A 24,500-nucleotide genomic window follows, 5' to 3' on the forward strand; every position below is an offset into this window, starting at 1 on the left:
GGATTCAGCGTGCATCCCCACGCAATAGTTTGACCTGCTCGCGCACATCCACCGGTTTGGCCAGGTCCGCCGCAATCGGCGCGCCGGCCACCAGCACCACGCGCGACCACAAGCGGCGGAACACGCCCTTGTTCGGGTCGCGGCTGAAGAAGCTGCCCCACAGTCCTTGCAAGGCCATCGGAATCACCGGCACCGGGGTTTCTTCGATGATGCGGCTCATGCCGGCCTTGAAGCCGTTGATCTCGCCGTCGGTGGTCAGCTTGCCCTCGGGAAAGATGCACACCAGTTCGCCATCTGCCAGATAGCGAGCGATGCGCTTGAAGGACTGCTCGTAAATCTCCAGGTCTTCGTTGCGCCCGGCAATCGGGATGGTGCCGGCCGTGCGGAAGATAAAGTTGAGCACCGGCAAGCGGTAGATCTTGTAGTACATGACAAAGCGGATCGGCCGGCGCACGGCACCGGCGATCAACAGCGCGTCGACGAACGACACATGGTTGCACACCAGCAGGGCCGCGCCTTCATCGGGGATCTGCTTGAGGTCACGGTGCTCGACGCGGTACATGGAATGGCTGAGCAGCCAGATCATGAAGCGCATGGTGAACTCGGGCACGATGCTGAAGATGTAGGCATTGACCGCAATGTTCATCAGCGACACGACCAGGAACAGCTCGGGAATCGACAGCCCTGCCACGCTGAGCAGCAGGATCGACACCAGCGCCGACACGACCATGAACAACGCATTGAGAATGTTGTTGGCGGCGATGACCCGCGAGCGCTCCTTTTCAGCGGTGCGCGACTGGATCAGCGCATACAGCGGCACGATATAGAAGCCGCCGAACACGCCGATGCCGAGAATATCCAGCAGCACCCAAAGGCCCGGCCCCTGCGCGAGGATGTCGCGCCAGCCGTTGATCGTTTCAGGCTGCACCATATGGCCCGAATGCCACCACAGCAACAGGCCGAAAACCGTCATGCCGAACGAGCCGAACGGCACCAGGCCGATCTCGACCTTGTGCCCGGACAAGCGCTCGCAAAGCAGCGAGCCCAGCGCGATGCCGATCGAGAACACGGTGAGAATCAAGGTGACGACGGTCTCGTCGCCGAACATCAGGTCCTTGGCGTAGGTCGGGATCTGCGTCAGGTAGATCGCGCCGACGAACCAGAACCACGAGTTACCGACGATGGAACGCGACACCGCCGGCGTTTGATTCAGGCCCAGGCGCAGGGTCGCCCAGGACTGGGTGAAAATATTCCAGTTCAGGGTCAGGCCCGGTGTCGCAGCGGCGGCGCGGGGAATGCCCCAGCTGGCGGCGAAGCCCAGGCAGGCAATCAGCACAATGGCGCCAGCGACGACCCAGGCGTAATGGGTAAACGACAACATGACGCCAGCGCTGATGGTCCCGGCCAGAATCGCCAGGAAGGTGCCCATCTCGACCAGGCCGTTACCGCCGACCAGTTCGTTTTCACGCAGGTGCTGGGGCAGGATCGAATACTTCACCGGCCCGAACAGCGCCGAATGAGTGCCCATGGCAAACAGGGTCAGCAGCAGCATCCATAAATGGTTGAACAGAAAACCCGCCGCGCCCACCGTCATGATGACGATCTCGGCAAACTTGATCACCCGGATCAGCGAGTCCTTGCGGTACTTCTCGCCCAGTTGCCCGGCCAGTGCCGAGAACAGAAAGAACGGCAGAATGAACAGCAAGGCGCACAGGTTGACGTACACCGACTGATCGCCCTGAACACCCAGCTTGTAAAGGATGGCGAGGATCAACGACTGCTTGAAGACGTTGTCGTTGAAGGCCCCGAGGGACTGGGTGATAAAAAACGGCAGGAAGCGCCGGCTTTTAAGAAGGCTGAATTGTGACTGCTGGCTCATCGTCCGTGTCCTGAATGGCATTGACGGATTGAAGATCGAAGCTCAATCCGAGGCACATTGAAGACGTTGGGCGCCGGAATGTCGATAGGACATTTCCGCAATTGCCGCAAGACCGGCCTACCACCATGGTCGACACAGACGAATCCGGCCCTTCGTGCGAGACTGCCGCTCTCTACCGGTTGTGGATTCCAGCATGTCGTTGTCCAGCGGGCTGATCGCCGTCGTTGCCCTTTGTTATATGGCGTTCATGTTTGCGATTGCCTTTTATGGCGATCGCCACAGCAGTTCCTTGCGCCCGGCGCAACGAGCCTGGGTGTACAGCCTGTCGCTGGCGGTGTATTGCACCAGCTGGACGTTTTTCGGCGCGGTCGGCCAGGCGGCCGAGCAGTTGTGGTCGTTCCTGCCCATTTATCTGGGGCCGATCGTACTGATGGTGCTGGCGCCCCGTGTCCTGCAAAAGATGGTGCTGATCAGCAAGCAGGAAAACATCACCTCGATTGCCGACTTCATTGCTGCCCGCTACGGCAAGTCGCAGTCGCTGGCCGTCATGGTCGCGGTGATCTGCCTGGTCGGCATGCTGCCGTACATCGCCTTGCAGCTCAAAGGCATCGTCATGGGCGTGAATATCCTGATTGGTGCGGGGGCCGATTCGACCGGCACCCGCGCCCAGGACACCGCGCTGGTGGTGTCACTGATTCTGGCGCTGTTCACCATTGTCTTCGGTGCGCGCAACCTGGACGTTACCGAGCACCATCGCGGCATGGTCCTGGCCATCGCCTTCGAGGCGGTGATCAAGCTGCTGGCGTTCATGGCGGTCGGCGTGTTCGTCACCTTTGGCATGTATGACGGCTTTGGCGACCTGCTGAACCAGGCGCGCCTTGCCCCGCGCCTGGAGCAGTACTGGCAGGAAACGGTCAACTGGCCGTCGATGATCGTGCAGACCAGCGTGGCGATGATGGCCATCGTCTGCCTGCCGCGGCAGTTCCATGTCACGGTGGTCGAGAATATCGAGCCGCGCGACCTGAACCTGGCCAAGTGGGTGTTCCCCATCTATCTGGCGCTGGCGGCCCTGTTCGTGATTCCGATTGCACTGGCCGGGCAGATGATGCTGCCCTCCTCCGTGCTGCCTGACTCGTTCGTCATCAGCCTGCCGCTGGGCCACGCGCATCCGTCGCTGGCACTGCTGGCCTTCATTGGTGGCGCTTCGGCGGCCACCGGCATGGTGATCGTGGCCAGCGTGGCGCTGTCGACCATGGTGTCCAACGACATGCTGTTGCCCTGGCTGCTGCGGCGCAAGAACACCGAGCGGCCGTTCGAGGCGTTTCGCCACTGGATGCTCACCGTGCGCCGGGTCAGCATCGTGGTCATCCTGTTGCTGGCCTATGTCAGCTACCGGCTGCTGGGTTCGACCGCCAGCCTGGCAACCATCGGCCAGATCGCCTTTGCCGCCATCACCCAGCTGGCGCCGGCGATGTTCGGCGCGCTGTACTGGAAGCAGGCCAACCGCCGTGGCGTATTCGCGGGGCTGGCCGCCGGGATTTTCCTCTGGTTCTACACCCTGGTCCTGCCGGTCGCCGCCCATGGCATGGGCTGGGCGCTGGAAAGCTTTCCGCTGCTGGCCTGGCTGCACAGCAACCCGTTCAACCTGCCGATCAGCCCGCTGACTCAAGGCGTAGTGCTGTCGATGGCCGGCAACTGCACCTTGTTTGCCTGGGTGTCGATTCTGTCGCGCACCCGGGTCACCGAGCACTGGCAGGCCGGGCGCTTTATCGGCCAGCAGACCCATGCGTTGTCTGGCAACCGCTCGCTGCTGGCGGTGCAGGTCGATGATTTGCTGCACCTGGCGGCACGGTTTGTCGGTGAAGACCGCGCCAGCAAGAGCTTCATCCGCTTTGCCTACAGCCAGGGCAAGGACTTCAACCCCAACCAGAACGCCAATGCCGAGTGGATTGCGCACACCGAACGCTTGCTGGCCGGTGTTCTGGGCAGCTCTTCGGCCCGCGCCGTGGTGAAGGCCGCCATCGAAGGCCGCGAGATGCAGCTCGACGATGTGGTGCGCATCGCCGACGAAGCCTCCGAGGTGCTGGAATTCAACCGCGCGCTGTTGCAGGGCGCTATCGAAAACATCACCCAGGGCATCAGCGTGGTCGACCAGTCGCTGCGGCTGGTGGCCTGGAACCGCCGTTATCTGGAGCTGTTCGACTACCCGGAAGGCCTGATCGGCGTCGGCCGGCCGATTGCCGATATCATCCGCTTCAACGCCGAGCGCGGCCTGTGCGGGCCCGGCGAGGCCGAGGTGCATGTGGCGCGGCGCCTGCACTGGATGCGCCAAGGCCGGGCGCATACGTCCGAGCGCCTGTTTCCCAATGGCCAGGTCATCGAACTGATCGGCAACCCGATGCCCGGCGGCGGCTTTGTCATGAGCTTTACCGACATCACGCCGTTTCGCGAAGCTGAAAAAGTCCTCAAGGACGTCAACGAAAGCCTTGAACAACGGGTCGCCGAACGCACCTTTGAGCTGTCGCAGCTCAATCAGGCGCTGGGCGAAGCCAAGGCGCATGCCGAAGCGGCCAACGAATCGAAGACGCGCTTTCTCACCGCCGTCAGCCACGACCTGATGCAACCGCTGAACGCCGCCCGGCTGTTTTCTGCGGCCTTGTCGCACCAGCAGGACGGTATTTCCAGCGAGGCCCAGCAATTGATCCAGCACCTGGACAGCTCGCTACGCTCAGCCGAGGACCTGATCAGCGACTTGCTCGACATCTCACGCCTGGAAAACGGCAAGATCACCCCGGACCGCCAGCCCTTCGCGCTCAGTAGCCTGTTCGACACCCTGGGCGCCGAATTCAGTGCGCTGGCCCGCGATCAGGGCCTGAAGTTTCGTGTACGTGGCAGCGCGCTGCGTATCGACAGCGACAGCAAGCTGCTGCGCCGGGTACTGCAAAATTTTCTGACCAATGCGTTTCGTTATGCCAAGGGCCCGGTATTGCTCGGGGTCAGGCGTCGCGGGCGCTTCTTGAGCCTGGAAGTCTGGGACCGCGGACCGGGCATTCCGGAAAACAAACGCCGCGAAATATTCGAAGAATTCAAGCGCCTGGACAGCCATCAGACCCGCGCCGCCAAAGGCCTGGGCCTGGGTCTTGCGATTGCCGACGGCCTGTGCCGGGTGCTCGATCACCCGCTGCAAGTGCGCTCCTGGCCAGGTCACGGCAGCGTGTTCAGCGTTCAGGTGCCACTGGCCGAAGCAGTTGCACCCGCGTTGCCGGCACCTGTCGAGACCGACCGCCCGCCGCTCAATGGCACGCAAGTGCTGTGCGTGGATAACGAAGACAGCATCCTGATCGGCATGCGCAGCCTGCTCAGCCGCTGGGGCTGCCAGGTCTGGACCGCACGCAACCTGCGCGAATGCCAGGCCTTGCTCGACACCGGCGTGCGCCCGCAAGTGGCGCTGGTCGACTACCACCTGGACGAAGGCGAAACCGGCACCGCACTGATGGCCTGGCTGCGCACCCGCCTGGGCGAACCGGTGCCGGGCGTACTGATCAGCGCCGACGGACGCCAGGAACTGATCGCCCAGGTGCACGCGGCAGGCCTCGACTACCTGCCTAAACCGGTGAAACCGGCGGCCTTGCGGGCGCTGCTGAGCCGGCATGTGGATTTGAATTGAAGGCGCTGCGGTACGCAAACACGTCAATCACCTTGCCGCTGCGGATATCGGCCTGAATCGCCTGCCAGTAACCGGCGTCAAACAGCTCGCCATGCAGGCTTGCAAACAACTGCCGCAGGCCTTTGTCGGGGAACAGGAACAGTGGGAATTCTTCGGGGAATACGTCATGCGGGCCCACTGAGTACCAGGGTTCGGCGGCCCATTCGTCTTCGGCGAAACGCGGCGGCGGCATGTAGCGAAAGTTGACGTCGGTGAGCAGGCTGATTTCGTCGTAGTCGTAGAACACCACGCGGCCATGGCGGGTGACGCCGAAGTTCTTGAGCAGCATGTCGCCGGGGAAGACGTTTGCGGCCGCCAGTTGCTTGATCGCCAGGCCATAGTCGTCCAGCGCGTCGTACACCTGAGCGGGGCTGGCCTGTTCCAGATAGAGATTGAGCGGGATCATGCGCCGCTCGGTCCAGCAATGGCGGATCAGCACGGTGTCGTCGTTCTCGATGACCACGGTCATCGCTGCCACGTGCAGCAGTTCGGCCAGGCAGGCGGGTTCGAAGCAGGTCACGGCAAAGCGAAAGTCGGCAAACTCCTGGGTATCGGCCATGCGCCCGACCCGATCGGTATTTTTTACCAGCCGGTAACGGTCGATCACCGTCGCCCGGTCGACCCGTTTGGCCGGTGCGAAACGGTCGCGGATGATTTTGAACACCGTATTGAAGCCCGGCAGGGTGAACACGCTCATGACCATGCCCGGCACGCCGGGAGCGAGGACGAAGCGGTCGTCGGTGCGCGCCAGATGGCGGATCAGGGCGCGGTAGAACTCTGATTTGCCCTGCTTGTAGAAGCCGATCGAGCTGTACAGTTCGGCCAGGTGCTTGCCCGGCAGAATCCGTTTGAGGAAGGCCACGAAATGCGCCGGCACGCGCACATCGACCATGAAATAGGAACGGGTGAACGAGAAGATGATCGATACCTGCGCCTCATCGAGAATCAGCGTATCGACAGTGATGCCCTGCCCTTCGCGGTGCAGCAGCGGGATCACCAGCGGCCATTGCTCATCGACCGTGAACAGCCGCCCGACCAGATAAGCGCCCTTGTTGCGGTAGAACACGCAGGTGAACAACTCGACACGCAGCGCCGGGTCGCGGATGACCCAGTCCGGCAGATGGCTTTGCAACAAGGCAAACAGGCGTTGCAGGTCGCCCTTCAGGTCGGCATACGGCACGGCAAAACGGTAGTCATTGAAAATGCGGATCAGCAGACGCTGCAAGTCGCCGCGAGGCCGGTAGCGGCGGATCTGTGCCAGAGGAACGCCGGGGCTTGAGGGCGGACGCGTGCTGTGGATGAACATGCACCGGTCGCTGATCAGGTCGTGGCTGAACAGCGCGCAGAACACCGAGTTGAACCAGGTCTCGGCCAGCTCGGCATCCTGGCGTGGGTCGATCAGCTCAAGGTAAGCCTGTTTGATCTGCGGCCACTGACTGACGGCCAGCAAGTGTTCTGCCGTAAAGCGTTCACGCAGCCGGGCCACCAACTGGTTGATCTTGAGTTCGTAGAGTTCGATGCGTTCGGTCGAGACGCTCTGGATCAGTTGCCAGTGCGCCTGCTCGAAGCGTGAGCGGGCGCCATCGGTCAGGCGCCGGAAGTGAAGGCGGTAATCGTCGAAGCCGGCCAGCATGAGCCCGGCGATGGCGCCGGGCAAGGTTGCAGCGGGCAAGGCAGTATCGAACAAGAGCGGCGACACGGGCTTGCCCCACACATTGGGTTCAGAACAGCCAATACCCCAGCAATGTCAGCACCACGACCGCCAACACCGGGCGCAGGATGCGGTAGGCCTTGGGATTGCTGCGTTTGAACTGCTTGACCTGGCCGCTGATGCCATTGCTGAAGCGCTTGCTGAAAGCATAGGCGCGATTGATGCCGCCAACGCGCTCGTCGTCGAGATTCTGCGGCGCGGTGGCGCGGCCCAGAAAATCGCTGACGCTGCGGTTGATGCGGGTCATCAGGCGGTTGGTCAGCGGTCGCTCGATGTCACAGAACAGGATCACGCGGGTCACGCTGGTTTCGTTCTTGACCCAATGCACATAGGTTTCGTCGAACATCACGTCTTCGCCATCGCGCCAGGCATATTCTTCGCCATCGACGAAAATCCGGCAGGCATCGGAGTTGGGCGTGGACAGCCCCAGGTGATAGCGCAAGGAACCGGCAAACGGGTCGCGGTGCGGGTTCAGGTGGCTGTCGCCGGGCAACAGGGCAAACATGGCGCCCTTGACGTTGGGAATGCTGTTGACCAGCGCCACGGTTTGCGGGCACAGGGTTTCGGCCGACGGCAAGGCCTTGTCGTACCATTTCAGGTAGAAGCGTTTCCAGCCCTTCTTGAAGAACGAACCGAAGCCGGCATCGTTGTCCTTGGCGGCAGCACGGATATAGCCCTCGTCGAACAGGCGCATGGCCTCTTCGCGGATGACCTGCCAGTTGTCCTTGAGCACATCCAGTTCAGGGAACTGGCGGCGGTCCAGGTAAGGCTTGGACGGCACTTTGGAAAACAGGTACATCAGGCTGTTGTAGGGTGCGAACAACGCCGAATGGTTGACGAACTGACGCAACAGCGGCAAACGCGCCCGACCGCGCAAGTGCACATACAGGGTGCTGCCCACGAACAACAGCAGGATCGACGCCTTGACAGCGAACGATAGGGTCATGGAATTCTCCTAGGACACCGCCTGCCAATCCCGGGCGGGAAGAGGCAGGCGGCGCTTGTCATTAGCCGGCCATCATAAACCTTCGGCTGGCCAGCAAGAAATCTACTTCGCGGTCAGGGCTGCAATTGCTCATCGGTGAACAGATCACTGAACAGCATGCTCGACAGGTAGCGCTCGCCCGAGTCGGGCAGGATCACCACCAGCGTCTTGCCCTGCATCTCCGGTTTTTCAGCCAGACGCACGGCAGCGGCCATGGCGGCACCACACGAGATGCCGCACAGAATGCCCTCTTCCTGCATCAGGCGCAGGGCCATGGCCTTGGCGGCGTCTTCGCTCACCGACTCGACCCGGTCGATCAGCGACAGGTCGAGGTTTTTCGGGATAAAACCGGCGCCAATGCCCTGAATCTTGTGCGATGCCGGGCTGATCGCTTCGCCGGCCAGGGCCTGAGCGATGATCGGCGAAGATTCAGGCTCGACGGCCACCGACAGGATCGGCTTGCCCTGAGTATTCTTGATGTAGCGCGAAATACCGGTGATCGTGCCGCCGGTGCCGACGCCGGCTACCAGCACATCGATGGCGCCGTCGGTGTCGTTCCAGATTTCAGGACCGGTGGTCTTTTCATGAATGGCCGGGTTGGCCGGGTTTTCGAACTGCGCCGGCATGAAGTACTGCTCGGGGTTGGCGGCCAGCAGTTCTTCAGCCTTGGCGATGGCGCCTTTCATGCCCTTGGCAGGCTCGGTCAGGACCAGTTCGGCGCCGAGGGCCTTGAGTACCTTGCGTCGCTCCAGGCTCATCGAGGACGGCATGGTCAGCACCAGTTTGTAACCACGCGCCGCTGCCACGAAGGCCAGGCCGATGCCGGTGTTGCCCGAGGTCGGCTCGACAATGGTCATGCCAGGCTTGAGCCGGCCGCTGCCTTCGGCGTCCCAGATCATGTTCGCGCCGATCCGGCATTTGACCGAGTAGCCAGGGTTTCGCCCTTCGATCTTGGCCAGAATGGTGACGCCGCGTGGCGCTATCCGGTTGATCTGTACCAGCGGCGTGTTACCGATGGAATGGGCGTTATCTGCATAGATCCGGCTCATGACGGTGTCCTTGTGGCAAAGGCATGGAGAAAGACCCGACAGCCTATTCTCCTGACCGTTATGCGTCCAGTTGCAGCGAACCGATGCCATCGCCGGCAGTCAATCGCTTATCCCGCACACGAGGCTTGCACCATGAAACGTCGCTACCGCTGGCCACTGTGGACCCTGGCCGGCTTCGCTGCCCTGCTGCTGGTCCTGCACCTGACCCTGCCGTATGTGGTGCGTGACTACCTGAACGACAAACTGGCCGATATGGGCGACTACCGCGGGCGCATCGCGGATGTCGACCTCGCCTGGTGGCGCGGTGCCTACCGGATCAAGGCGCTGGAGATCGTCAAGGTCGACGGCAAGGTGCCGGTGCCGTTCGTCAAGGCGCCGGTCATCGATATCGCGGTGAGCTGGCATTCGCTGTGGTATGACCACGCCGTGGTCGCCGAGGCTGTCTTCACCGAGCCGCAACTCAACTTCGTCGACGGCGGCCAGGACCGCGCAGCGACCCAGACCGGTAAAGGCACCGACTGGCGCGCGCAGCTCGATAAAGTGCTGCCCTTTACCCTCAACGAAGCGCGGATCGATAACGGCCAGATCACCTTCAACAACTTCACCACCACGCCCAAGGTGCGCATCCAGGCCGACCGGGTCAACGCCAGCCTGTACAACCTCACCAACATCGTCGATGTCGAAGGCAATCGCGATGCACGCTTTGAAGGCAAGGCGCGGCTGCTCGACAGCGCGGACCTGGAAACCACGGCCACCTTCGACCCGTTTCGCAATTTCCAGGACTTTGACTTCCGCCTGCGGGCCAAGGGCATCGAATTGCGCCGCCTGAACGACTTCGCTTCGGCCTACGGCAAGTTCGACTTCAATGCCGGCCACGGCGACCTGGTCATCGAAGCGCAGGCCAACGACGGCAAGCTGTCTGGCTATATCAAGCCGCTGCTGCGCGATGTCGAGGTGTTCAACTGGCAACAGGATGTCGAAAACCGCGACAAGGGCCTGTTTCGCTCGGTCTGGGAAGCGTTGGTGGGCGCCAGCGAAACGGTGCTGAAGAACCAGCCGAAAAACCAGTTCGCCACGCGGGTGGAACTGAGCGGCAGTGTCGACCAGAAAAACATCAGTGGCTTGCAGGCGTTCTGGGGGATTCTGCGCAATGGCTTTGTGCAGGCCTTAAATGCGCGCTATGAAGGCACCGATTGAGGTCGCGCATCAGCGAAGGCCCATACGCTATAGTCCGTTGCACATTTTTCGAGGATTCACGATGAAGTTCGAAGGCACTCCCGTCTATGTCGCCACCGATGATCTGAAGCTGGCCGTCAACGCTGCGGTCACCCTGGAACGGCCGTTGCTGGTCAAGGGCGAACCGGGCACCGGCAAGACCCTGCTGGCCGAACAACTGGCGCTGGCCTTCGGCGCGCGGCTGATTACCTGGCACATCAAGTCGACCACCAAGGCCCAGCAAGGCCTGTACGAGTACGACGCGGTCAGCCGCCTGCGCGACTCGCAACTGGGCGTGGACAAAGTCCACGATGTGCGCAACTACCTGAAGAAAGGCAAGCTCTGGGAAGCCTTCGAGTCGCCGGAGCGGGTCATTCTGCTGATCGATGAAATCGACAAGGCCGACATCGAGTTCCCCAACGACCTGTTGCAGGAACTCGACCGCATGGAGTTCTACGTCTACGAGACCGATGAAACCATCAAGGCCCGGCATCGGCCGATCATCATCATTACCTCCAACAACGAGAAAGAGCTGCCCGACGCCTTCCTGCGCCGCTGCTTCTTTCACTACATCGCCTTCCCCGACCGCGAGACTTTGCAGAAGATCGTCGATGTGCATTTTCCCAACATCAAGCAGAGCCTGGTCAGCGAAGCGCTGGATGTGTTCTTCGATGTGCGCAAGGTGCCGGGCCTGAAGAAAAAGCCCTCGACCTCGGAACTGGTCGACTGGCTCAAGCTGTTGATGGCCGACGATATCGGCGAACAGGTGCTGCGCGAGCGCAACCCGACCAAGGCCATTCCGCCGCTGGCCGGTGCCTTGGTCAAGAACGAACAGGATGTGCAGTTGCTTGAACGCCTGGCTTTCATGAGCCGGCGCGGCAACCGTTGAACTTTTTCAACGAGATAGGGAAGGCTGAGAGCCATGCTGCTTAACCTGTTCAATGAAATGCGCGCAGCCAGAGTGCCGGTGTCGCTGCGCGAGTTGCTCGACCTGATCGAGGCGCTGCAAAAGCGTGTGATCTTTGCCGACATCGACGAGTTCTATTTTCTGGCCCGGACCATTCTGGTCAAGGACGAACGCCACTTCGACAAGTTCGACCGCGCCTTTGGGTCGTATTTCAACGGTTTGCAGAGTCTTGACGACGCCTTGCAGGCACTGATTCCCGAGGACTGGCTGCGCAAGGAGTTCGAGCGCTCGCTGACTGAAGATGAGCGCGCGCAGATTCAGACGCTGGGCGGCCTGGACAAACTGCTCGAAGCCTTCAAGCAGCGCCTTGAAGAGCAGAAAGAGCGCCACGCCGGCGGCAATAAATGGATCGGTACCGGCGGCACCAGTCCGTTCGGCTCGGGCGGCTACCACCCCGAAGGCATTCGCGTTGGCGATGCCGGCAAGCGCCAGGGCAAGGCGGTCAAGGTCTGGGACCAGCGCGAGTACAAGAACCTCGACGATCAGGTCGAACTGGGCACGCGCAACCTCAAGGTCGCCCTGCGCCGGCTGCGCAAGTTTGCCCGCCAGGGCGCGGCCGAAGAGCTGGATCTGGACAGCACCATCGAGCACACCGCCCGCGATGCCGGCCTGCTCAATATCCAGATGCGCCCGGAGAAGCGCAACGCGGTCAAACTGCTGTTGCTGTTCGATATCGGCGGTTCGATGGACGCGCATGTGAAGGTCTGCGAAGAACTGTTTTCGGCGTGCAAGACCGAGTTCAAGCACCTGGAGTATTACTACTTCCACAACTTCATCTACGAAACGCTGTGGCAGGACAACCAGCGCCGCAACGCGCAACGCATCGCGACCCAGGATGTACTGAACACTTATGGCGCCGACTACAAGGTGATCTTTGTCGGTGACGCGGCCATGGCACCGTACGAAATCAGCCATCCGGGCGGCAGCGTCGAGCACTGGAACGAAGAAGCCGGCTACCTGTGGATGCAGCGCTTCATGGCCAAGTTCAAGAAGATCATCTGGATCAATCCCTACCCGAAAAGCGCGTGGGAATACACCACCTCGACGCATATCGTCCGCGATCTGGTGGAACAACAGATGTACCCGCTGACGCTTGAGGGGCTGGAGGAAGGGATTCGCTACCTGGCCAAATAGTCAGCCGACCAAAGGTAGCAGTGCTAATGGCCACTACGGCTAACCTCATGTGGCAGGCAGCCCGGTGCTCGCCTGCCTTTCTTCCCGTTTCCAAAAAACAATTCCGGCGACTCCATTGTCACCACGGGTGCGTGCGCGCAAATGATCACTACCCTCGGCATCATGCAACCGTACTTTTTTCCTTATCTGGGTTACTTCCAGCTGATTGCCTCGGTCGAGCAAGGCATCCTGTTCGATGTCGTCGACTACCAGCGAAAGAGCTGGATGAATCGCAACCGCATGCTCGACACCAAGGGCGCCTGGCAGTACATCAGTGTGCCGGTAAGTCTGGACGCAGGGCCGCTTATAGAGCATGCCCGGGTTCTGGACGCAGTGGCAGCGCTGCGGCGCATAGAAGGCCAGCTTGAGCATTACCGGGGCAAGGCACCGTTTTTCAGTGAAACGCTAAAGGTGCTCAGGCGCGCCTTTGCCCTGTGCCAGAGCGATCGCCTCACAGAGCTGAATGCACGCAGCCTGCAAAGCGCTTGCGACTACCTGGGCATGGATTTTACCTGGAAGGTCTGTTCAGCCTTGCAACTGCCCTTGCCGCCCATTGAACACGCCGGGCAATGGGCACTGGAAATCAGCAGCCTGCAACGCGCCCGACGCTATATCAATGCGCCAGGCGGGCGGGAGATATTCAGGCCTGAAGAATGGCTTCAAAGAGACATCGAACTGCGCTTTCTCGACCTGACGCCACTGACGTACAGCACCGGGCCCTACCCTTTCATTGAGAACCTGTCGATCCTCGATGTACTGATGTGGAACCCGCCAGACAAGGTCATGGCGTTTATTCAAGAACAGACCCGCGTGGTCCCGTAGGGCCGATGCTAGCGCCAGCTGGCACGCAACGGCGGTTTGCGACGACCGCCGTTGATGACCCAGCCGATCAGCAGGAACAGGCTTTCGACCAGCAGGGTCAGAATGAATGCGCTGAAGATGCCCCAGCCAATCACCGCCGGTGCCAGCAGCACTTGCCAGGTGTAGCCGTTCAGGGTTTCGCTGCGAATGTCCGGGTCGGCGGCGGTGGTCACGTGCCAGGCCTTGCTCAGCCAGGAACCTTGAAGGCCCAGCCATTGGCGTTCCAGCACCTGGGTGCGGGCCTGCAAGGTTTCGATATTGCTGGCATCGCTGCGAAACACCGGGTCCTGGCTGTTGCGGTAATGCTGGATCAACGCCTGGATATCACCATTGAAGAACTGCTGCGCGGTCGCCTTGAAGCCCTTCATGGCCTGTTGCGCCTCGATCAGGTGCGCCTCGACACGCTTGCTGTAGTCGCTGATCAGGCCGGGCGCCTGGACGCCGAACAGCAGGCCGGTGGTGAACAGCACCAGTCGCAGATAACTTCGCAGCATTGACGTCTCTCTTGTTGGTTTTTCAGGGTGTCGGTCTTTTCAGGGATGGGTTGGCACAGGGCCGGTGGTGCCGTGGGCAATGCACTCGCCCTTGCGCCACAGGCCCCATTGGCCGGGCTCGTAGCGCTTCCAGACTTCGTTTTCGGTCAGGGCTTCGGTAGCGATCACGGTGACCACGTCGTGGGCGGTGGTTTCGGCCTGAAAGTCGACGATCACATCGACATCCTTCAGCCGCGCCGGACCAAAGGGCGCACGCCGGGTGATGTGCACCAGTTTGGTCGAGCAGAAGCAGAACAGCCAGTCGCCATCGCTGAGCAGGCAGTTGAACACGCCCTTGCCACGGTAGGCGCTGCAGGCCTCAACCAGCGCGGGCAGCAATTGCTCGACCTCGACAGGCTCCGGAAACGCCTCGCGCACCCGGTTAAGCAGGTCGCAGAACGCCGCCTCGCTGTCGGTATCGCCCACCGGTCGGTAGAAACTGGTCGAAGGGCTGAAGTCGGCCAGCTGGCCGTTGTGCGCAAAGCACCAGTTGCGGCCCCACAGTTCGCGGACAAACGGATGCGTGTTGGACAGGCAAACCTTGCCGACATTGGCCTGACGGATGTGGCCGATCACCACTTCGCTCTTGATCGGGTAGCGCTGCACCAGTTGCGCAACTTCCGATTCACAACTGGCCGCCGGGTCCTGAAACAGGCGCAGGCCGCGCCCTTCATAGAATGCGATGCCCCAGCCATCACGGTGCGGGCCGGTGCGGCCACCGCGCTGCATCAGGCCGGTGAAGCTGAAAACGATATCGGTCGGGACATTGGCACTCATGCCCAAGAGTTCACACATGCTCAGGTTCTCGCTTCAATACATTGCGCGCCTGCCGCGAAGGGCAAGGCCTACAAACGCGGCTCGACCCGGCCACGACCGGTGCCGGGCGCCATGGGCGGTACCGGGCGACGTGCGTAGCGATCGTCGGAGGTGAACGGCTGGTCGTCTTCGTCGGCCTCGGCCGCTTCTTTGGCGGCGGCCTGCTGGCGGGCCTGCTCTTGTGCCTGGCGCTGCTTGCGTTTCTTTTCGATCGGCCAGCGCACCAGCACGAACACGGCATAGGCGATAAACGCGCACGAACCATACATGGCCAGGTCCAACAAGGCAGTCCAGACATTGCTGCCGACCTTGAACAACAGGTCCAGCGCGCTGATGGCCAGGGCCGGGGCGTAGAGTTCCTTGGCGGGATCGACGATGGTCGGGGTGAACAACAGCACGGCGACCAGCACCCGCAGCGGCTCCTTGAGGTAGCGCCACATCCAGCCAGTCATCAAAAAGGTCACCAACAGGCAGCCCAATGCAGCGACGGCATACAGGCCCCAGGCGATCAGATAGTCATGTTCAGTCATGTCGTGCGTGGTAAGCCGGCCAAAGAGGCGCTTATCATAACGGCTTTTCACTGACCCGGCGCGCCTGGCTGATGTATGAATGCCAGTAACACCTGCCGGTTTGCAGGTCAGTCATCCATGTTTCGATCTTCGAGAGAACCCGCATGCCTTTATCCTCAGCTCCCCTCAGCGCTCCCGTCGCCCGCAAGGACGACGGCGCTGACCCTTATGCCTGGCTGCAAGCGCGCGACGAGGTTGAAGTACTCGATTACCTGAAGGCCGAGAACGCCTGGCAAGAGCAGCAACTGGCCGACCAGCAGGACCTGCGCGAAACACTGTTTCAGGAAATCAAGGCCCGCATCCTTGAAACCGACCTGTCGCTGCCTTCGCCGTGGGGGCCGTATCTGTACTACACACGCACCACCGCAGGCGACGAGTACGCCCGCCACTACCGCTGCCCGCGCCCGGCCAACGGCTCGCACGAGGCTGACGAAAGCCAGGAGCAATTGCTGCTCGACCCCAACGAGCTGGCCAACGGCGGCTTTCTGTCGATGGGCGCGTTCAGCATCAGCCCCGACCACCGCCGCCTGGCCTACAGCCTCGATACCTCGGGTGAAGAGGTTTATGAACTGTTCGTCAAAGAAGTAGACACCGGCCAGATCCATAGCCTGCCATTCGAGGATTGCGACGGCAGCATGACCTGGGCCAACGACAGCCAGACGCTGTTCTTCGCCGGGCTGGACGAAACCCATCGCCCGTACAAGCTCTACCGTCATCGCCTGGGTGAAAGCAGCTGCGATGAAGTGTTCTGCGAGCCGGACGGGCGGTTTTTCCTCAGTTGCCTGCGCAGCAGTTCCGAACGCCAGTTGATCCTGCAACTGGGCAGCAAGACCACCAGCGAAGTCTGGGTGCTGGACGCAGAACACCCGCAGCAGGCCTTTACCTGCCTGGCGCCGCGCGTCGAAGGGCATGAATACGATGTCGACCATGCGCTGCTCGACGGCGTGTGGAGCTGGTTTATCCGCAGCAACCAGTCCGGCATCAACTTTGCCCTGTACCACGCCCCGGACAGCCCGTTGCCGAGCCGCGATCAGTGGCAATCGCTGGTGCCGCACAGCGACACGGTGATGCTTGATGGCGTGACCTTCAATGCCCGCGCCATCACCCTGAGCCTGCGCGAAGGCGGCCTGCCGGTCATCGAAGTGCGTCCGCAAGGCTTGCCGGCCTATCGCGTGCAACTGCCCGACGCCGCCTACAGCCTGTATGTGCAGGACAGCCTGGAATTCGACAGCGACCGCATTCGCCTGCGCTATCAGTCGCTGAACCGTCCGCCGCAAGTGCGTCAGTTGCTGCTCGACAGTGGCGAGCAGAGCGTGCTCAAGCAAACCCCGGTGCTGGGTGAGTTCGATGCCGACGCCTATGTCAGCCAGCGTCTGTGGGCCACGGCGGCCGATGGCACGCAGGTGCCGATCAGCCTGGTGGTACGCCGCGACCGCCTGGGCACACCGACGCCGCTGTACCTGTACGGCTACGGTGCCTATGGCGCCAGCCTCGATCCCTGGTTTTCGCATGCCCGGCTGAGCCTGCTCGACCGTGGCGTGGCCTTCGCCATCGCCCATGTGCGCGGCGGCGGCGAGCTGGGCGAAGCCTGGTACCGCGCCGGCAAGCAGGAGCACAAGCAAAACACCTTCGACGACTTTATTGCCTGCGCCGAACACTTGATCGCGCAGGGCGTGACCCGCGCCGAACAACTGGTGATCAGCGGTGGCAGTGCCGGCGGGCTGTTGATCGGCGCGGTACTCAACCAGCGCCCCGAGCTGTTCAAGGCGGCAATTGCCGAAGTGCCGTTTGTCGATGTGCTCAACACCATGCTCGACCCGGAACTGCCGCTGACCGTCACCGAGTACGACGAATGGGGCAACCCGCAAGAGCCTGAGGTGCATGCGCGCATCAAGGGCTATGCGCCATATGAAAACGTGCGTGCCCAGGCCTACCCGGCTACGCTGGTGATCGCCGGCTACAACGACAGCCGTGTACAGTATTGGGAAGCCGCCAAGTGGGTCGCCAGATTGCGCGCCAGCAAGACCGATGACAACCTGCTGCTGCTCAAGACCGAACTGGATGCCGGGCACGGTGGCATGAGCGGGCGTTACCAGGGATTGCGCGATGTGGCGCTGGAATACGGGTTTGTGTTCAAGGTGCTGGACCTGTAAACCGTTTCGCGGCCGCACGGCGGCCGCGACTGACCTCAACCTTAGAAAAACCGACTTTCACAACAAGACCGAACCATGCCTGAACACGCACCCAACCTGAACAAGGCCATCCGCGACATGCTGCTCGACTGCGGCATGTTCAACACGTTGCCACCGGCTGATCTGCTGAGCATCTCCGGCTATTTCAGCATCACCGAATTCGAGCAGGACCAGCTCATTTTCAATGAGGGCGATGCCGGCACGTTCATGTGCATCGTTCACCAGGGCAGCGTGGTGGTGCGCAAGCTCAACCCCGACGGACAGCCTGTGAATATCGCCACCCTGCGCCGTGGCCGGACCCTGGGTGAAATGGCCGTGCTGGACGGCGAGCGCCGCTCGGCCAGTTGCATTGCCGCCAGTTACTGCCAGTTGCTGACCCTGGGCCGCGACTCGCTGGACAAGATGTGCGAAGAATCGCCGAAGATTGCCGCGAAAATCATCCGCGCCCTGGCGATTTCGCTGTCCAAGCGCTTGCGCATGGTCGATGGGCAACTCCTTGCGCAACAGGTGTGAAATACACCGCCAGGCACTAAACTGACGGCATTCGTACCCCGTGATACAGGTCAAAAAATGAGCACGCCTACCAACACCTCCAAGCTGGACCGCATCCTCGCCGACGCCCAGCGCGACCGCGAGATGGGCTATCGCGACAAGGCCCTGCGCATGTACCCGCACGTGTGCGGCCGCTGCGCCCGGGAATTCGCCGGCAAACGCCTGAGCGAACTGACCGTCCACCACCGCGACCACAACCACGACAACAACCCGCAGGACGGCTCCAACTGGGAGCTTTTGTGCCTGTACTGCCATGACAACGAGCATTCGCGGTACACCGACCAGCAGTATTTCGGCGACGGCTCGCTGAGCACGCCGAAAATCGCCAAGGCCACGCATAACCCGTTTGCGGCGCTGGCAGGGCTGATGAAAAAAGAGGATTGAACGCCCGGCGGCTTCGTTCAACCTGACGCAAATGTAATCACTCGCGGTTCTTGCTTGTGGCATCTTCGCCTCCGATCACTCGGTTCGAGACGATGCCACAAGGGGCCACGATGCATTGCAAAACCTCAAGACGCACCTTCGTTCAAGGCCTGGCCGCCGGCGGTTTGCTCGGCAGCCTGGGCTTGTGGCCCACGCCGCTACGGGCCAGCGACGATACCGGCCATGCCGTGGAACTGAGCGGCACCGAGTTCGAGCTGTTCATCGGCGAAACCCCGGTGAATATCACCGGAAAGCCACGCACGGCCCTGACCATCAATAACGGCCTGCCCGGCCCGTTGCTGCGCTGGCGTGAAGGCGACACCGTGACCTTGCGTGTGCGCAACCGCCTCAAGGAACCCACGTCCATTCACTGGCACGGCATTGTGCTGCCGGCCAATATGGACGGCGTGCCGGGCTTGAGCTTCGACGGCATCGCCCCCGATGGCCTGTACGAATACCGCTTCAAGGTCCGCCAGAACGGCACCTACTGGTATCACAGCCATTCCGGGCTGCAGGAACAGGCCGGGGTTTATGGACCGCTGATCATCGACGCCAGAGAGCCTGAGCCTTTCGAGTACCAGCGCGAACACGTAGTGATGCTCACCGACTGGACCGATGAGCAGCCCGCCACCCTGCTGAAAAAACTCAAGCAGCAAGGCGACTACTACAACCGCAACAAACGCACCCTGGGCGACTTCATCGACGACGTCAGCCGCGACGGCTGGAGCAGCACCGTGGCCGATCGCAAAATGTGGGCCGAGATGCGCATGAACCCCACCGACATTGCAGACGTGGGTGGCGCCACTTACACCTATTTGATGAACGGTCAGGCCCCGGACAAGAACTGGACCGGGCTGTTCAAGCCGGGCGAGCGGGTTCGCCTGCGGTTGATCAATGGCTCGGCCATGACCTATTTCGATGTGCGCATTCCGGGCCTGAAGATGACCGTGGTCGCCGCTGACGGCCTGCATGTAAAACCGGTGACGGTCGACGAGCTGCGCATTGCCGTGGCAGAAACCTATGACGTGATCGTCGAGCCCAGCGAGCCGGTGTACACCCTGTTTGCCCAGGCCATGGACCGCAGCGGCTTTGCCCGTGGCACCTTGAGCAGCCGCACCGGCCTGATCGCGCCAGTGCCGGCGCTGGACCCACGGCCGCTGCTGAGCATGAGCGACATGAGCATGAACCATGAAGGCATGGATCATGGCAGCATGGCGGGCATGGACCACGGCAATATGGCCGGCATGGATCACGGCGCCAGCGCACAAAGCCAGTCCCATCCGGCCAGCGAAGCAGACAATCCGCTGGTGGACATGCAGACCACACAACCCAGCGCAAAACTCGACGATCCCGGCATTGGCCTGCGCAACAACGGCCGGCGGGTGCTGACCTATGCCGACCTGCACAGCACCTTCGCCGACCCCGATGGCCGCACACCGGGCCGTACCCTCGAACTGCACCTCACCGGCCATATGGAAAAATTCGCCTGGTCGTTCAATGGCGTGAAATTCTCCGATGCCGAGCCGTTGCTGCTGACGTACGGCGAGCGGGTCAGAATCGTGCTGGTCAACGACACGATGATGACCCACCCGATTCACCTGCACGGCATGTGGAGCGACCTGGAAGATGAGCACGGGCAGTTTCAGGTACGCAAACACACCCTCGACATGCCGCCCGGCTCACGCCGCAGCTACCGGGTGACCGCCGATGCACTGGGCCGCTGGGCCTACCACTGCCACCTGCTGTACCACATGGAAACGGGCATGTTCCGTGAAGTGCGGGTGCAGGAATGAGCCTCTTTGCCATGACTGGAAAACGCCCCCTGCCCGCCTCGCTGGCCTGCCTGCTGCTGATCTCCACTCACAGCTTGGCGGCCGGCATGGATCACAGCGCCCATGACATGAGCGGCCACGCCGGGCACAGCATGCCCGCCGCCCCCGCTAAGACGCCCTTGCCCGTGCCGCCGCTCACCGATGCCGACCGCGCTGCGGTGTATACGCATCCCGCGGGCCACCAGATGCATGACAACGCGCTCAACGGCCAACTAGTCATCGATCAGCTTGAATGGCAGGACGCCGATGACGGTAACGCCCTGGCCTGGAACGTCAATGGCTGGATCGGCGGCGATATCGACCGCCTGTGGCTGCGCTCCGAAGGCGAGCGCAGCCAGGGCCGCACCGAACACGCCGAGGTGCAAGCATTGTGGGGCCATGCGATTTCGCCCTGGTGGGACGTGCTTGGCGGGGTGCGTCAGGACTTCAAGCCTGGCTCGCCGCAAACCTGGGCAGCCTTCGGCATTCAGGGCACGCCGCTGACGGGGCTGGAAACCGAAGCCACGGCGTTTATCGGCGAGGCCGGGCAAAGCGCCCTGCGCCTGGAAGGCGAATATGACCTGCTGCTCACCCAGAACCTGATTCTGCAGCCCAGGGCCGAGGTGAACCTGTACGGCAAGAACGACCCGCAACGCGGCATGGGCTCGGGCCTGGCCGACAGCGAACTGGGCCTGCGGCTGCGCTACGAAGTGATTCCGGAATTTGCGCCGTATATAGGCGTGAGCTGGAATCGCAGTTACGGCAAGACCGCCGATTACAGCGATGAGGACGTCAACCAGACCCGTCTGGTGCTGGGCGTGCGGCTGTGGTTCTGAATCTGCCGTATACTTGCCGGCTTTTATTCAGAGCACTCCCCCGTGGCCAACAAACGCTACGCCTGTATCGGTCTGTACAACCCCAAATCGCCGGAGAACGTAGGTTCGGTCATGCGCGCCGCCGGCTGCTATGGCGTGGCCTCGGTGTTCTACACCGGCAAGCGTTTCGAACGCGCCCGGGACTTTGTCACCGACACCAAGAAGATTCATCAGGACATCCCGCTGATCGGCATCGACGACCTCAAGAAAATCCTGCCGCTGGGCTGCATCCCGGTGGCCGTCGAACTGGTCGACGGCGCCCGCGCCTTGCCTGAATACACCCATCCCGATCGCGCGCTGTATATCTTCGGTCCTGAAGACGGCTCGCTGGATCAGGAGATCCGCGACTGGTGCGAAGACGTGGTGTATATCCCGACCGAGGGCTGCATGAATCTGGCGGCCACGGTCAATGTGGTGCTGTACGACCGCATGGCCAAGGGCAATAACACCCGCTCCGGGCCGGGCTTCGGGCGGGACAGGAATGGATCTTCCGGCAGCCATTGAGTCAAGCCGAGGGAACAGTTGATCCAGACGGCAGTCAGTTGTGATTCAACCCCGATACGATGATGGAGAGCTACTCATGAGCGATACCCCGATCGTTGAACGCATCGACCGTAACCTGGCACCGAAACGTCCTGAGCAGAATGTCCATGGTTGGGAGCGCATCACCTCACTGGCCGGCGGCCTGGCATTGTTGGGTAAAGGCCTGCGCCGTGGCGGTGTGTTCGGTCTGGTGCAAATAGCCGTTGGCGGCGCGGTACTGGCTCGCGGCATCAGTGGTCACTGCTCGGCCAAAACCTTGCTCGAGAAAGGCCGCAGCGATCTGCACAGCGCACGCAACGATATCGAGCATGCCGGCGCGCAGTTGCATGATCTGAAGAAAAAGGCTGAAGAGGCGGTACCGAAAATCATCGAGTCCGAGCCCAAGCCTCTGGTCTGATTCGGCCGCTATCGCTTAGCCGGCGCGAAAGATCAGGTAATCCTCCCAGTCGTCCTCGGGCACATTGTCCTCGCTGAGCATGCGCCCGGACTGGGAGATACGCTTGCGGTGTACCGCTTGGCGGTCGCCGCACACCAGATGATGCCACTCTGGCAAATCCTTGCCCTCGCTGATCAGCCGATAGCCGCAGGTCGGTGGTAACCATTTGAATTCTTCAGCCTGACCCGGCGTGAGCTGGATGCAGTCCGGCACCGCCTTGCGGCGCCCCGGATAGTCCGAACACTGGCAGGTGTCGAGGTCGAGCAACTTGCAGGCGATGCGCGTGTAATAAACGCTGCTGTCGTCCTCGTCCTCAAGCTTTTGCAGGCAACACAGGCCACACCCGTCGCACAGCGACTCCCACTCCTGCGAACTCAGTTGTTCGAGGGTCTTGCTGATCCAGAAAGGTTGGGCAGTGGCGGTCATGGTTCGCAGAAAGCTGTCAGGTTTTGAAAGGCCGCTAGTCTAGTGCCATGACGGCTGTGGGCCAAGCATTCGCGACTGCCGGTCGTGAACGCTATAAACGAACCAGGCTTGTCAACGAGAAAGCGAAACAGTAGCTTTAACAGGCTTTGTTACACATCGCTGTCGATGCTTGCCGACTACGGCCCATCCTGCCCTTTCCTTCTTTTTTATCGCTATGACAGGACCGCCATGAGCACTAATTCCCGCGTTACCGACTTTGCCATTGACCCGCAGTTCATCGCACGCTGGTCGCCACGCGCTTTCGCCGACGACACTATTGCCGAAGAAACCCTGCTGAGCTTCATCGAAGCCGCCCGCTGGGCGCCGTCGGCGTACAACTCGCAGCCATGGCGCTTTCTCTATGCCCGTCGCGGCACGCCGAACTGGGAACGCTACCTGGGCCTGCTCAACGAGTTCAACCGTAGCTGGGCACAGCATGCATCGGCGCTGGTGGTGATCGTTTCCAAGACCACCTTCACCGCACCTGGCGCCAGCGAAGAAACCCCGGCCTTGTGGCACACCTTCGACACCGGTTCAGCCTGGGGCCTGTTTGCCCTGCAAGCCAGCCTCAGCGGCTGGCACACCCACGGCATGGCCGGCTTCGATCAGGAACTGACCCGCAAGGAACTGAAAATCCCTGACGAGTACGCCATTCATACCGTGATTGCCGTGGGCAAGGTCGGCGATAAGTCTTCGCTGCCGGAATACCTGCAAGGTCGCGAAACGCCAAGCCCGCGCCTTCCAGTGAAAGAGCTGGCGACCGAAGGCGATTTCAGCCTGTAAGAAGCGGCGCGGGTCGATCAGTACCCGCGCACAAAATCCACTTCACCGCGCAGCGGCTGGCCGGCCTGGAACGCACGAAGGTTTTCGACGAACAGGTCGGTCATGGCCGGCGGTGAAGTGGGCGCCGAGCTATGCCCGGTCAGCAACAGGCCGTAAGCGGTCCAGAATGGATGGCGATGCGGCAGCGGTTCCTGACGGCAAACATCGATTACCGCTCCTGCCAGATGGCCTTCCTTGAGCGCCTCGACCAGATCGGCATCGACCACCGCGACACCGCGCCCGACGTTGATGAACAACGCGGTGGGCTTGAAGCGGGCAAACAGCCTGGCATCGAACAGGTCATGGGTCTGTGGCGTGTTGGGCAACAGGTTGATGACGTAGTCCATATTCCCCAGCACATCGCCCATCTCTGCCAGGGCAACGACCTGAGCAAACGGTTCCTGGCTGCGCGCCGTGGAAGCCACGCCATGCACTTCAATGCCGAACGGCAGTAAAAACCGCGCGACACTCTGGCCGATGTCACCGGCTCCCACGATCAGCACCTTGCGCCCGGCCAGGCTCTGACCGGTGCGGTTGTCCCATTTGCGCTCGACCTGGCTCATCAGCCGCGCCAGCACTTCACGCTCGTGACCGAGCATGTAAGTGAGCACAAATTCGGCCATGACCTGACCGAAGATGCCCACCGCGCGGGTCAGGCGATAGTCCTTGGGCAGACGCTCGCTCAGGAGCGGCGTGATGCCGGCCCAGGTCGATTGTATCCATTGCGGTTTATTGCCCTGGCGCAGCAGGCTGGCCAACAGGTCAGGCTGACCCAGCCAGACCTGCGCGTCGCTGGCCATGCTCGCAAGCCTGGCCGAATCGCCGCTGCTCAAGACTTCTATATCGGGCGCCGCCTGGCGCAACAAGCGGGTGTAAAGAGCGTAATCATGTTCGGCGATCAGAACGCGCATGCAGAC

22 protein-coding genes are annotated in these 24,500 nt (G+C 61.7%); 13 read left to right on the top strand and 9 right to left on the bottom strand.

The genetic code is table 11. The features are described from left to right. Window positions 1-4: 4 nt before the first annotated feature. Window positions 5-1,879, bottom strand: a complete 1,875-nt coding sequence (locus ACYAS9_RS25070) for an MFS transporter (RefSeq protein WP_463571132.1) — start codon at window positions 1,877-1,879, stop codon at window positions 5-7. A 193-nt stretch (window positions 1,880-2,072) separates the two neighbouring features. On the opposite strand from ACYAS9_RS25070, the gene ACYAS9_RS25075 reads away from it, so the two are divergent. After that, entirely contained in the window at window positions 2,073-5,546 is a 3,474-nt protein-coding gene (locus tag ACYAS9_RS25075) for a hybrid sensor histidine kinase/response regulator (protein ID WP_463571133.1), read from the top strand. On the opposite strand, the gene aceK is transcribed toward ACYAS9_RS25075, so the two are convergent. The 3 genes from aceK to cysK all read right to left on the bottom strand — a co-directional run bounded on the left by aceK (window position 5,485) and on the right by cysK (window position 9,330). Beyond that, window positions 5,485-7,257 (bottom strand): bifunctional isocitrate dehydrogenase kinase/phosphatase, encoded by a 1,773-nt coding sequence (aceK, locus tag ACYAS9_RS25080; RefSeq protein ID WP_463571372.1) that lies wholly within the window; start codon window positions 7,255-7,257, stop codon window positions 5,485-5,487. The genes ACYAS9_RS25075 and aceK overlap by 62 nt on opposite strands. A 49-nt stretch (window positions 7,258-7,306) precedes the next feature. Further along, complete coding sequence (locus ACYAS9_RS25085) at window positions 7,307-8,242, bottom strand: aspartyl/asparaginyl beta-hydroxylase domain-containing protein (protein ID WP_463571134.1); 936 nt, start codon at window positions 8,240-8,242, stop codon at window positions 7,307-7,309. Between the two features lie 113 nt (window positions 8,243-8,355). After that, window positions 8,356-9,330: a cysteine synthase A gene (gene cysK / locus ACYAS9_RS25090; RefSeq protein ID WP_463571135.1), complete on the bottom strand. Its 975-nt coding sequence runs from the start codon at window positions 9,328-9,330 to the stop codon at window positions 8,356-8,358. 132 nt (window positions 9,331-9,462) lie between these two features. Between cysK and ACYAS9_RS25095 the strand changes: the two genes are divergently transcribed. From ACYAS9_RS25095 to ACYAS9_RS25110, 4 genes are all read left to right on the top strand, one after another. Continuing rightward, entirely contained in the window at window positions 9,463-10,527 is a 1,065-nt protein-coding gene (locus tag ACYAS9_RS25095) for a DUF748 domain-containing protein (RefSeq protein ID WP_463571136.1), read from the top strand. A gap of 61 nt (window positions 10,528-10,588) precedes the next feature. Next, the gene (locus ACYAS9_RS25100; RefSeq protein WP_463571137.1) at window positions 10,589-11,434 is read left to right on the top strand and encodes an AAA family ATPase; all 846 of its coding nucleotides are present in this window, start codon (window positions 10,589-10,591) and stop codon (window positions 11,432-11,434) included. A gap of 33 nt (window positions 11,435-11,467) precedes the next feature. Further along, complete coding sequence (locus tag ACYAS9_RS25105) at window positions 11,468-12,646, top strand: vWA domain-containing protein (protein ID WP_463571138.1); 1,179 nt, start codon at window positions 11,468-11,470, stop codon at window positions 12,644-12,646. A 141-nt stretch (window positions 12,647-12,787) separates the two neighbouring features. Next, entirely contained in the window at window positions 12,788-13,507 is a 720-nt protein-coding gene (locus ACYAS9_RS25110; RefSeq protein ID WP_463571139.1) for a WbqC family protein, read from the top strand. Window positions 13,508-13,515: 8 nt separating this feature from the next. Here the strand turns inward: ACYAS9_RS25110 and ACYAS9_RS25115 are convergent, their stop codons facing one another. From ACYAS9_RS25115 to ACYAS9_RS25125, 3 genes are read right to left on the bottom strand one after another with little or no spacing between them, the layout of a single operon-like run. Next, window positions 13,516-14,040: a DUF2937 family protein gene (locus tag ACYAS9_RS25115; RefSeq protein ID WP_463571140.1), complete on the bottom strand. Its 525-nt coding sequence runs from the start codon at window positions 14,038-14,040 to the stop codon at window positions 13,516-13,518. Window positions 14,041-14,079: 39 nt separating this feature from the next. Continuing rightward, entirely contained in the window at window positions 14,080-14,874 is a 795-nt protein-coding gene (locus ACYAS9_RS25120; RefSeq protein ID WP_463571141.1) for a class II glutamine amidotransferase, read from the bottom strand. A gap of 50 nt (window positions 14,875-14,924) precedes the next feature. Continuing rightward, on the bottom strand, window positions 14,925-15,425 hold the full coding sequence (locus tag ACYAS9_RS25125; protein ID WP_463571142.1) for an MFS transporter: 501 nt from the start codon (window positions 15,423-15,425) through the stop codon (window positions 14,925-14,927). A 143-nt stretch (window positions 15,426-15,568) separates the two neighbouring features. On the opposite strand from ACYAS9_RS25125, the gene ACYAS9_RS25130 reads away from it, so the two are divergent. The 7 genes from ACYAS9_RS25130 to ACYAS9_RS25160 all read left to right on the top strand — a co-directional run bounded on the left by ACYAS9_RS25130 (window position 15,569) and on the right by ACYAS9_RS25160 (window position 22,257). Next, on the top strand, window positions 15,569-17,617 hold the full coding sequence (locus ACYAS9_RS25130; RefSeq protein WP_463571143.1) for a S9 family peptidase: 2,049 nt from the start codon (window positions 15,569-15,571) through the stop codon (window positions 17,615-17,617). 75 nt (window positions 17,618-17,692) lie between these two features. Then, window positions 17,693-18,169 (top strand): cyclic nucleotide-binding domain-containing protein, encoded by a 477-nt coding sequence (locus ACYAS9_RS25135; protein WP_463571144.1) that lies wholly within the window; start codon window positions 17,693-17,695, stop codon window positions 18,167-18,169. A gap of 57 nt (window positions 18,170-18,226) precedes the next feature. Beyond that, window positions 18,227-18,592 carry a YajD family HNH nuclease gene (locus tag ACYAS9_RS25140; protein WP_463571145.1) on the top strand — a complete coding sequence of 122 codons (366 nt, stop codon included), beginning with the start codon at window positions 18,227-18,229 and terminating at the stop codon, window positions 18,590-18,592. Between the two features lie 110 nt (window positions 18,593-18,702). Beyond that, complete coding sequence (locus ACYAS9_RS25145) at window positions 18,703-20,424, top strand: copper resistance system multicopper oxidase (RefSeq protein WP_463571146.1); 1,722 nt, start codon at window positions 18,703-18,705, stop codon at window positions 20,422-20,424. A gap of 11 nt (window positions 20,425-20,435) precedes the next feature. Continuing rightward, window positions 20,436-21,278: a copper resistance protein B gene (locus ACYAS9_RS25150; RefSeq protein ID WP_463571147.1), complete on the top strand. Its 843-nt coding sequence runs from the start codon at window positions 20,436-20,438 to the stop codon at window positions 21,276-21,278. 42 nt (window positions 21,279-21,320) lie between these two features. Then, window positions 21,321-21,821 carry an RNA methyltransferase gene (locus tag ACYAS9_RS25155; RefSeq protein ID WP_463571148.1) on the top strand — a complete coding sequence of 167 codons (501 nt, stop codon included), beginning with the start codon at window positions 21,321-21,323 and terminating at the stop codon, window positions 21,819-21,821. 76 nt (window positions 21,822-21,897) lie between these two features. Continuing rightward, entirely contained in the window at window positions 21,898-22,257 is a 360-nt protein-coding gene (locus ACYAS9_RS25160; protein ID WP_463571149.1) for a YgaP-like transmembrane domain, read from the top strand. Window positions 22,258-22,272: 15 nt separating this feature from the next. Here the strand turns inward: ACYAS9_RS25160 and ACYAS9_RS25165 are convergent, their stop codons facing one another. Next, on the bottom strand, window positions 22,273-22,722 hold the full coding sequence (locus ACYAS9_RS25165) for a YcgN family cysteine cluster protein (RefSeq protein ID WP_463571150.1): 450 nt from the start codon (window positions 22,720-22,722) through the stop codon (window positions 22,273-22,275). Between the two features lie 228 nt (window positions 22,723-22,950). Between ACYAS9_RS25165 and ACYAS9_RS25170 the strand changes: the two genes are divergently transcribed. Continuing rightward, on the top strand, window positions 22,951-23,544 hold the full coding sequence (locus ACYAS9_RS25170; protein ID WP_463571151.1) for a nitroreductase family protein: 594 nt from the start codon (window positions 22,951-22,953) through the stop codon (window positions 23,542-23,544). Window positions 23,545-23,561: 17 nt separating this feature from the next. Here the strand turns inward: ACYAS9_RS25170 and ACYAS9_RS25175 are convergent, their stop codons facing one another. After that, on the bottom strand, window positions 23,562-24,494 hold the full coding sequence (locus ACYAS9_RS25175; RefSeq protein ID WP_463571152.1) for a D-2-hydroxyacid dehydrogenase: 933 nt from the start codon (window positions 24,492-24,494) through the stop codon (window positions 23,562-23,564). Between the last annotated feature and the right edge of the window lie 6 nt (window positions 24,495-24,500).

It is taken from the genome of Pseudomonas sp. HP_08 (assembly GCF_055284095.1).

Excerpts from the sequence above, each read along its gene's own strand:
- ACYAS9_RS25165 (WP_463571150.1), bottom strand. The coding sequence starts at position 22,722 with ATGACCGCCACTGCCCAACCTTTCTGGATCAGCAAGACCCTCGAACAA.
- ACYAS9_RS25105 (WP_463571138.1), top strand. The coding sequence starts at position 11,468 with ATGCTGCTTAACCTGTTCAATGAAATGCGCGCAGCCAGAGTGCCGGTG.
- ACYAS9_RS25140 (WP_463571145.1), top strand. The coding sequence starts at position 18,227 with ATGAGCACGCCTACCAACACCTCCAAGCTGGACCGCATCCTCGCCGAC.
- cysK (WP_463571135.1), bottom strand. The coding sequence starts at position 9,330 with ATGAGCCGGATCTATGCAGATAACGCCCATTCCATCGGTAACACGCCG.
- ACYAS9_RS25070 (WP_463571132.1), bottom strand. The coding sequence starts at position 1,879 with ATGAGCCAGCAGTCACAATTCAGCCTTCTTAAAAGCCGGCGCTTCCTG.
- ACYAS9_RS25115 (WP_463571140.1), bottom strand. The coding sequence starts at position 14,040 with ATGCTGCGAAGTTATCTGCGACTGGTGCTGTTCACCACCGGCCTGCTG.
- ACYAS9_RS25130 (WP_463571143.1), top strand. The coding sequence starts at position 15,569 with ATGCCTTTATCCTCAGCTCCCCTCAGCGCTCCCGTCGCCCGCAAGGAC.
- ACYAS9_RS25120 (WP_463571141.1), bottom strand. The coding sequence starts at position 14,874 with ATGTGTGAACTCTTGGGCATGAGTGCCAATGTCCCGACCGATATCGTT.
- ACYAS9_RS25110 (WP_463571139.1), top strand. The coding sequence starts at position 12,788 with ATGATCACTACCCTCGGCATCATGCAACCGTACTTTTTTCCTTATCTG.
- ACYAS9_RS25095 (WP_463571136.1), top strand. The coding sequence starts at position 9,463 with ATGAAACGTCGCTACCGCTGGCCACTGTGGACCCTGGCCGGCTTCGCT.
- ACYAS9_RS25125 (WP_463571142.1), bottom strand. The coding sequence starts at position 15,425 with ATGACTGAACATGACTATCTGATCGCCTGGGGCCTGTATGCCGTCGCT.
- ACYAS9_RS25170 (WP_463571151.1), top strand. The coding sequence starts at position 22,951 with ATGAGCACTAATTCCCGCGTTACCGACTTTGCCATTGACCCGCAGTTC.
- ACYAS9_RS25175 (WP_463571152.1), bottom strand. The coding sequence starts at position 24,494 with ATGCGCGTTCTGATCGCCGAACATGATTACGCTCTTTACACCCGCTTG.
- ACYAS9_RS25150 (WP_463571147.1), top strand. The coding sequence starts at position 20,436 with ATGACTGGAAAACGCCCCCTGCCCGCCTCGCTGGCCTGCCTGCTGCTG.
- ACYAS9_RS25085 (WP_463571134.1), bottom strand. The coding sequence starts at position 8,242 with ATGACCCTATCGTTCGCTGTCAAGGCGTCGATCCTGCTGTTGTTCGTG.
- ACYAS9_RS25160 (WP_463571149.1), top strand. The coding sequence starts at position 21,898 with ATGAGCGATACCCCGATCGTTGAACGCATCGACCGTAACCTGGCACCG.
- ACYAS9_RS25075 (WP_463571133.1), top strand. The coding sequence starts at position 2,073 with ATGTCGTTGTCCAGCGGGCTGATCGCCGTCGTTGCCCTTTGTTATATG.
- ACYAS9_RS25100 (WP_463571137.1), top strand. The coding sequence starts at position 10,589 with ATGAAGTTCGAAGGCACTCCCGTCTATGTCGCCACCGATGATCTGAAG.
- ACYAS9_RS25135 (WP_463571144.1), top strand. The coding sequence starts at position 17,693 with ATGCCTGAACACGCACCCAACCTGAACAAGGCCATCCGCGACATGCTG.
- ACYAS9_RS25145 (WP_463571146.1), top strand. The coding sequence starts at position 18,703 with ATGCATTGCAAAACCTCAAGACGCACCTTCGTTCAAGGCCTGGCCGCC.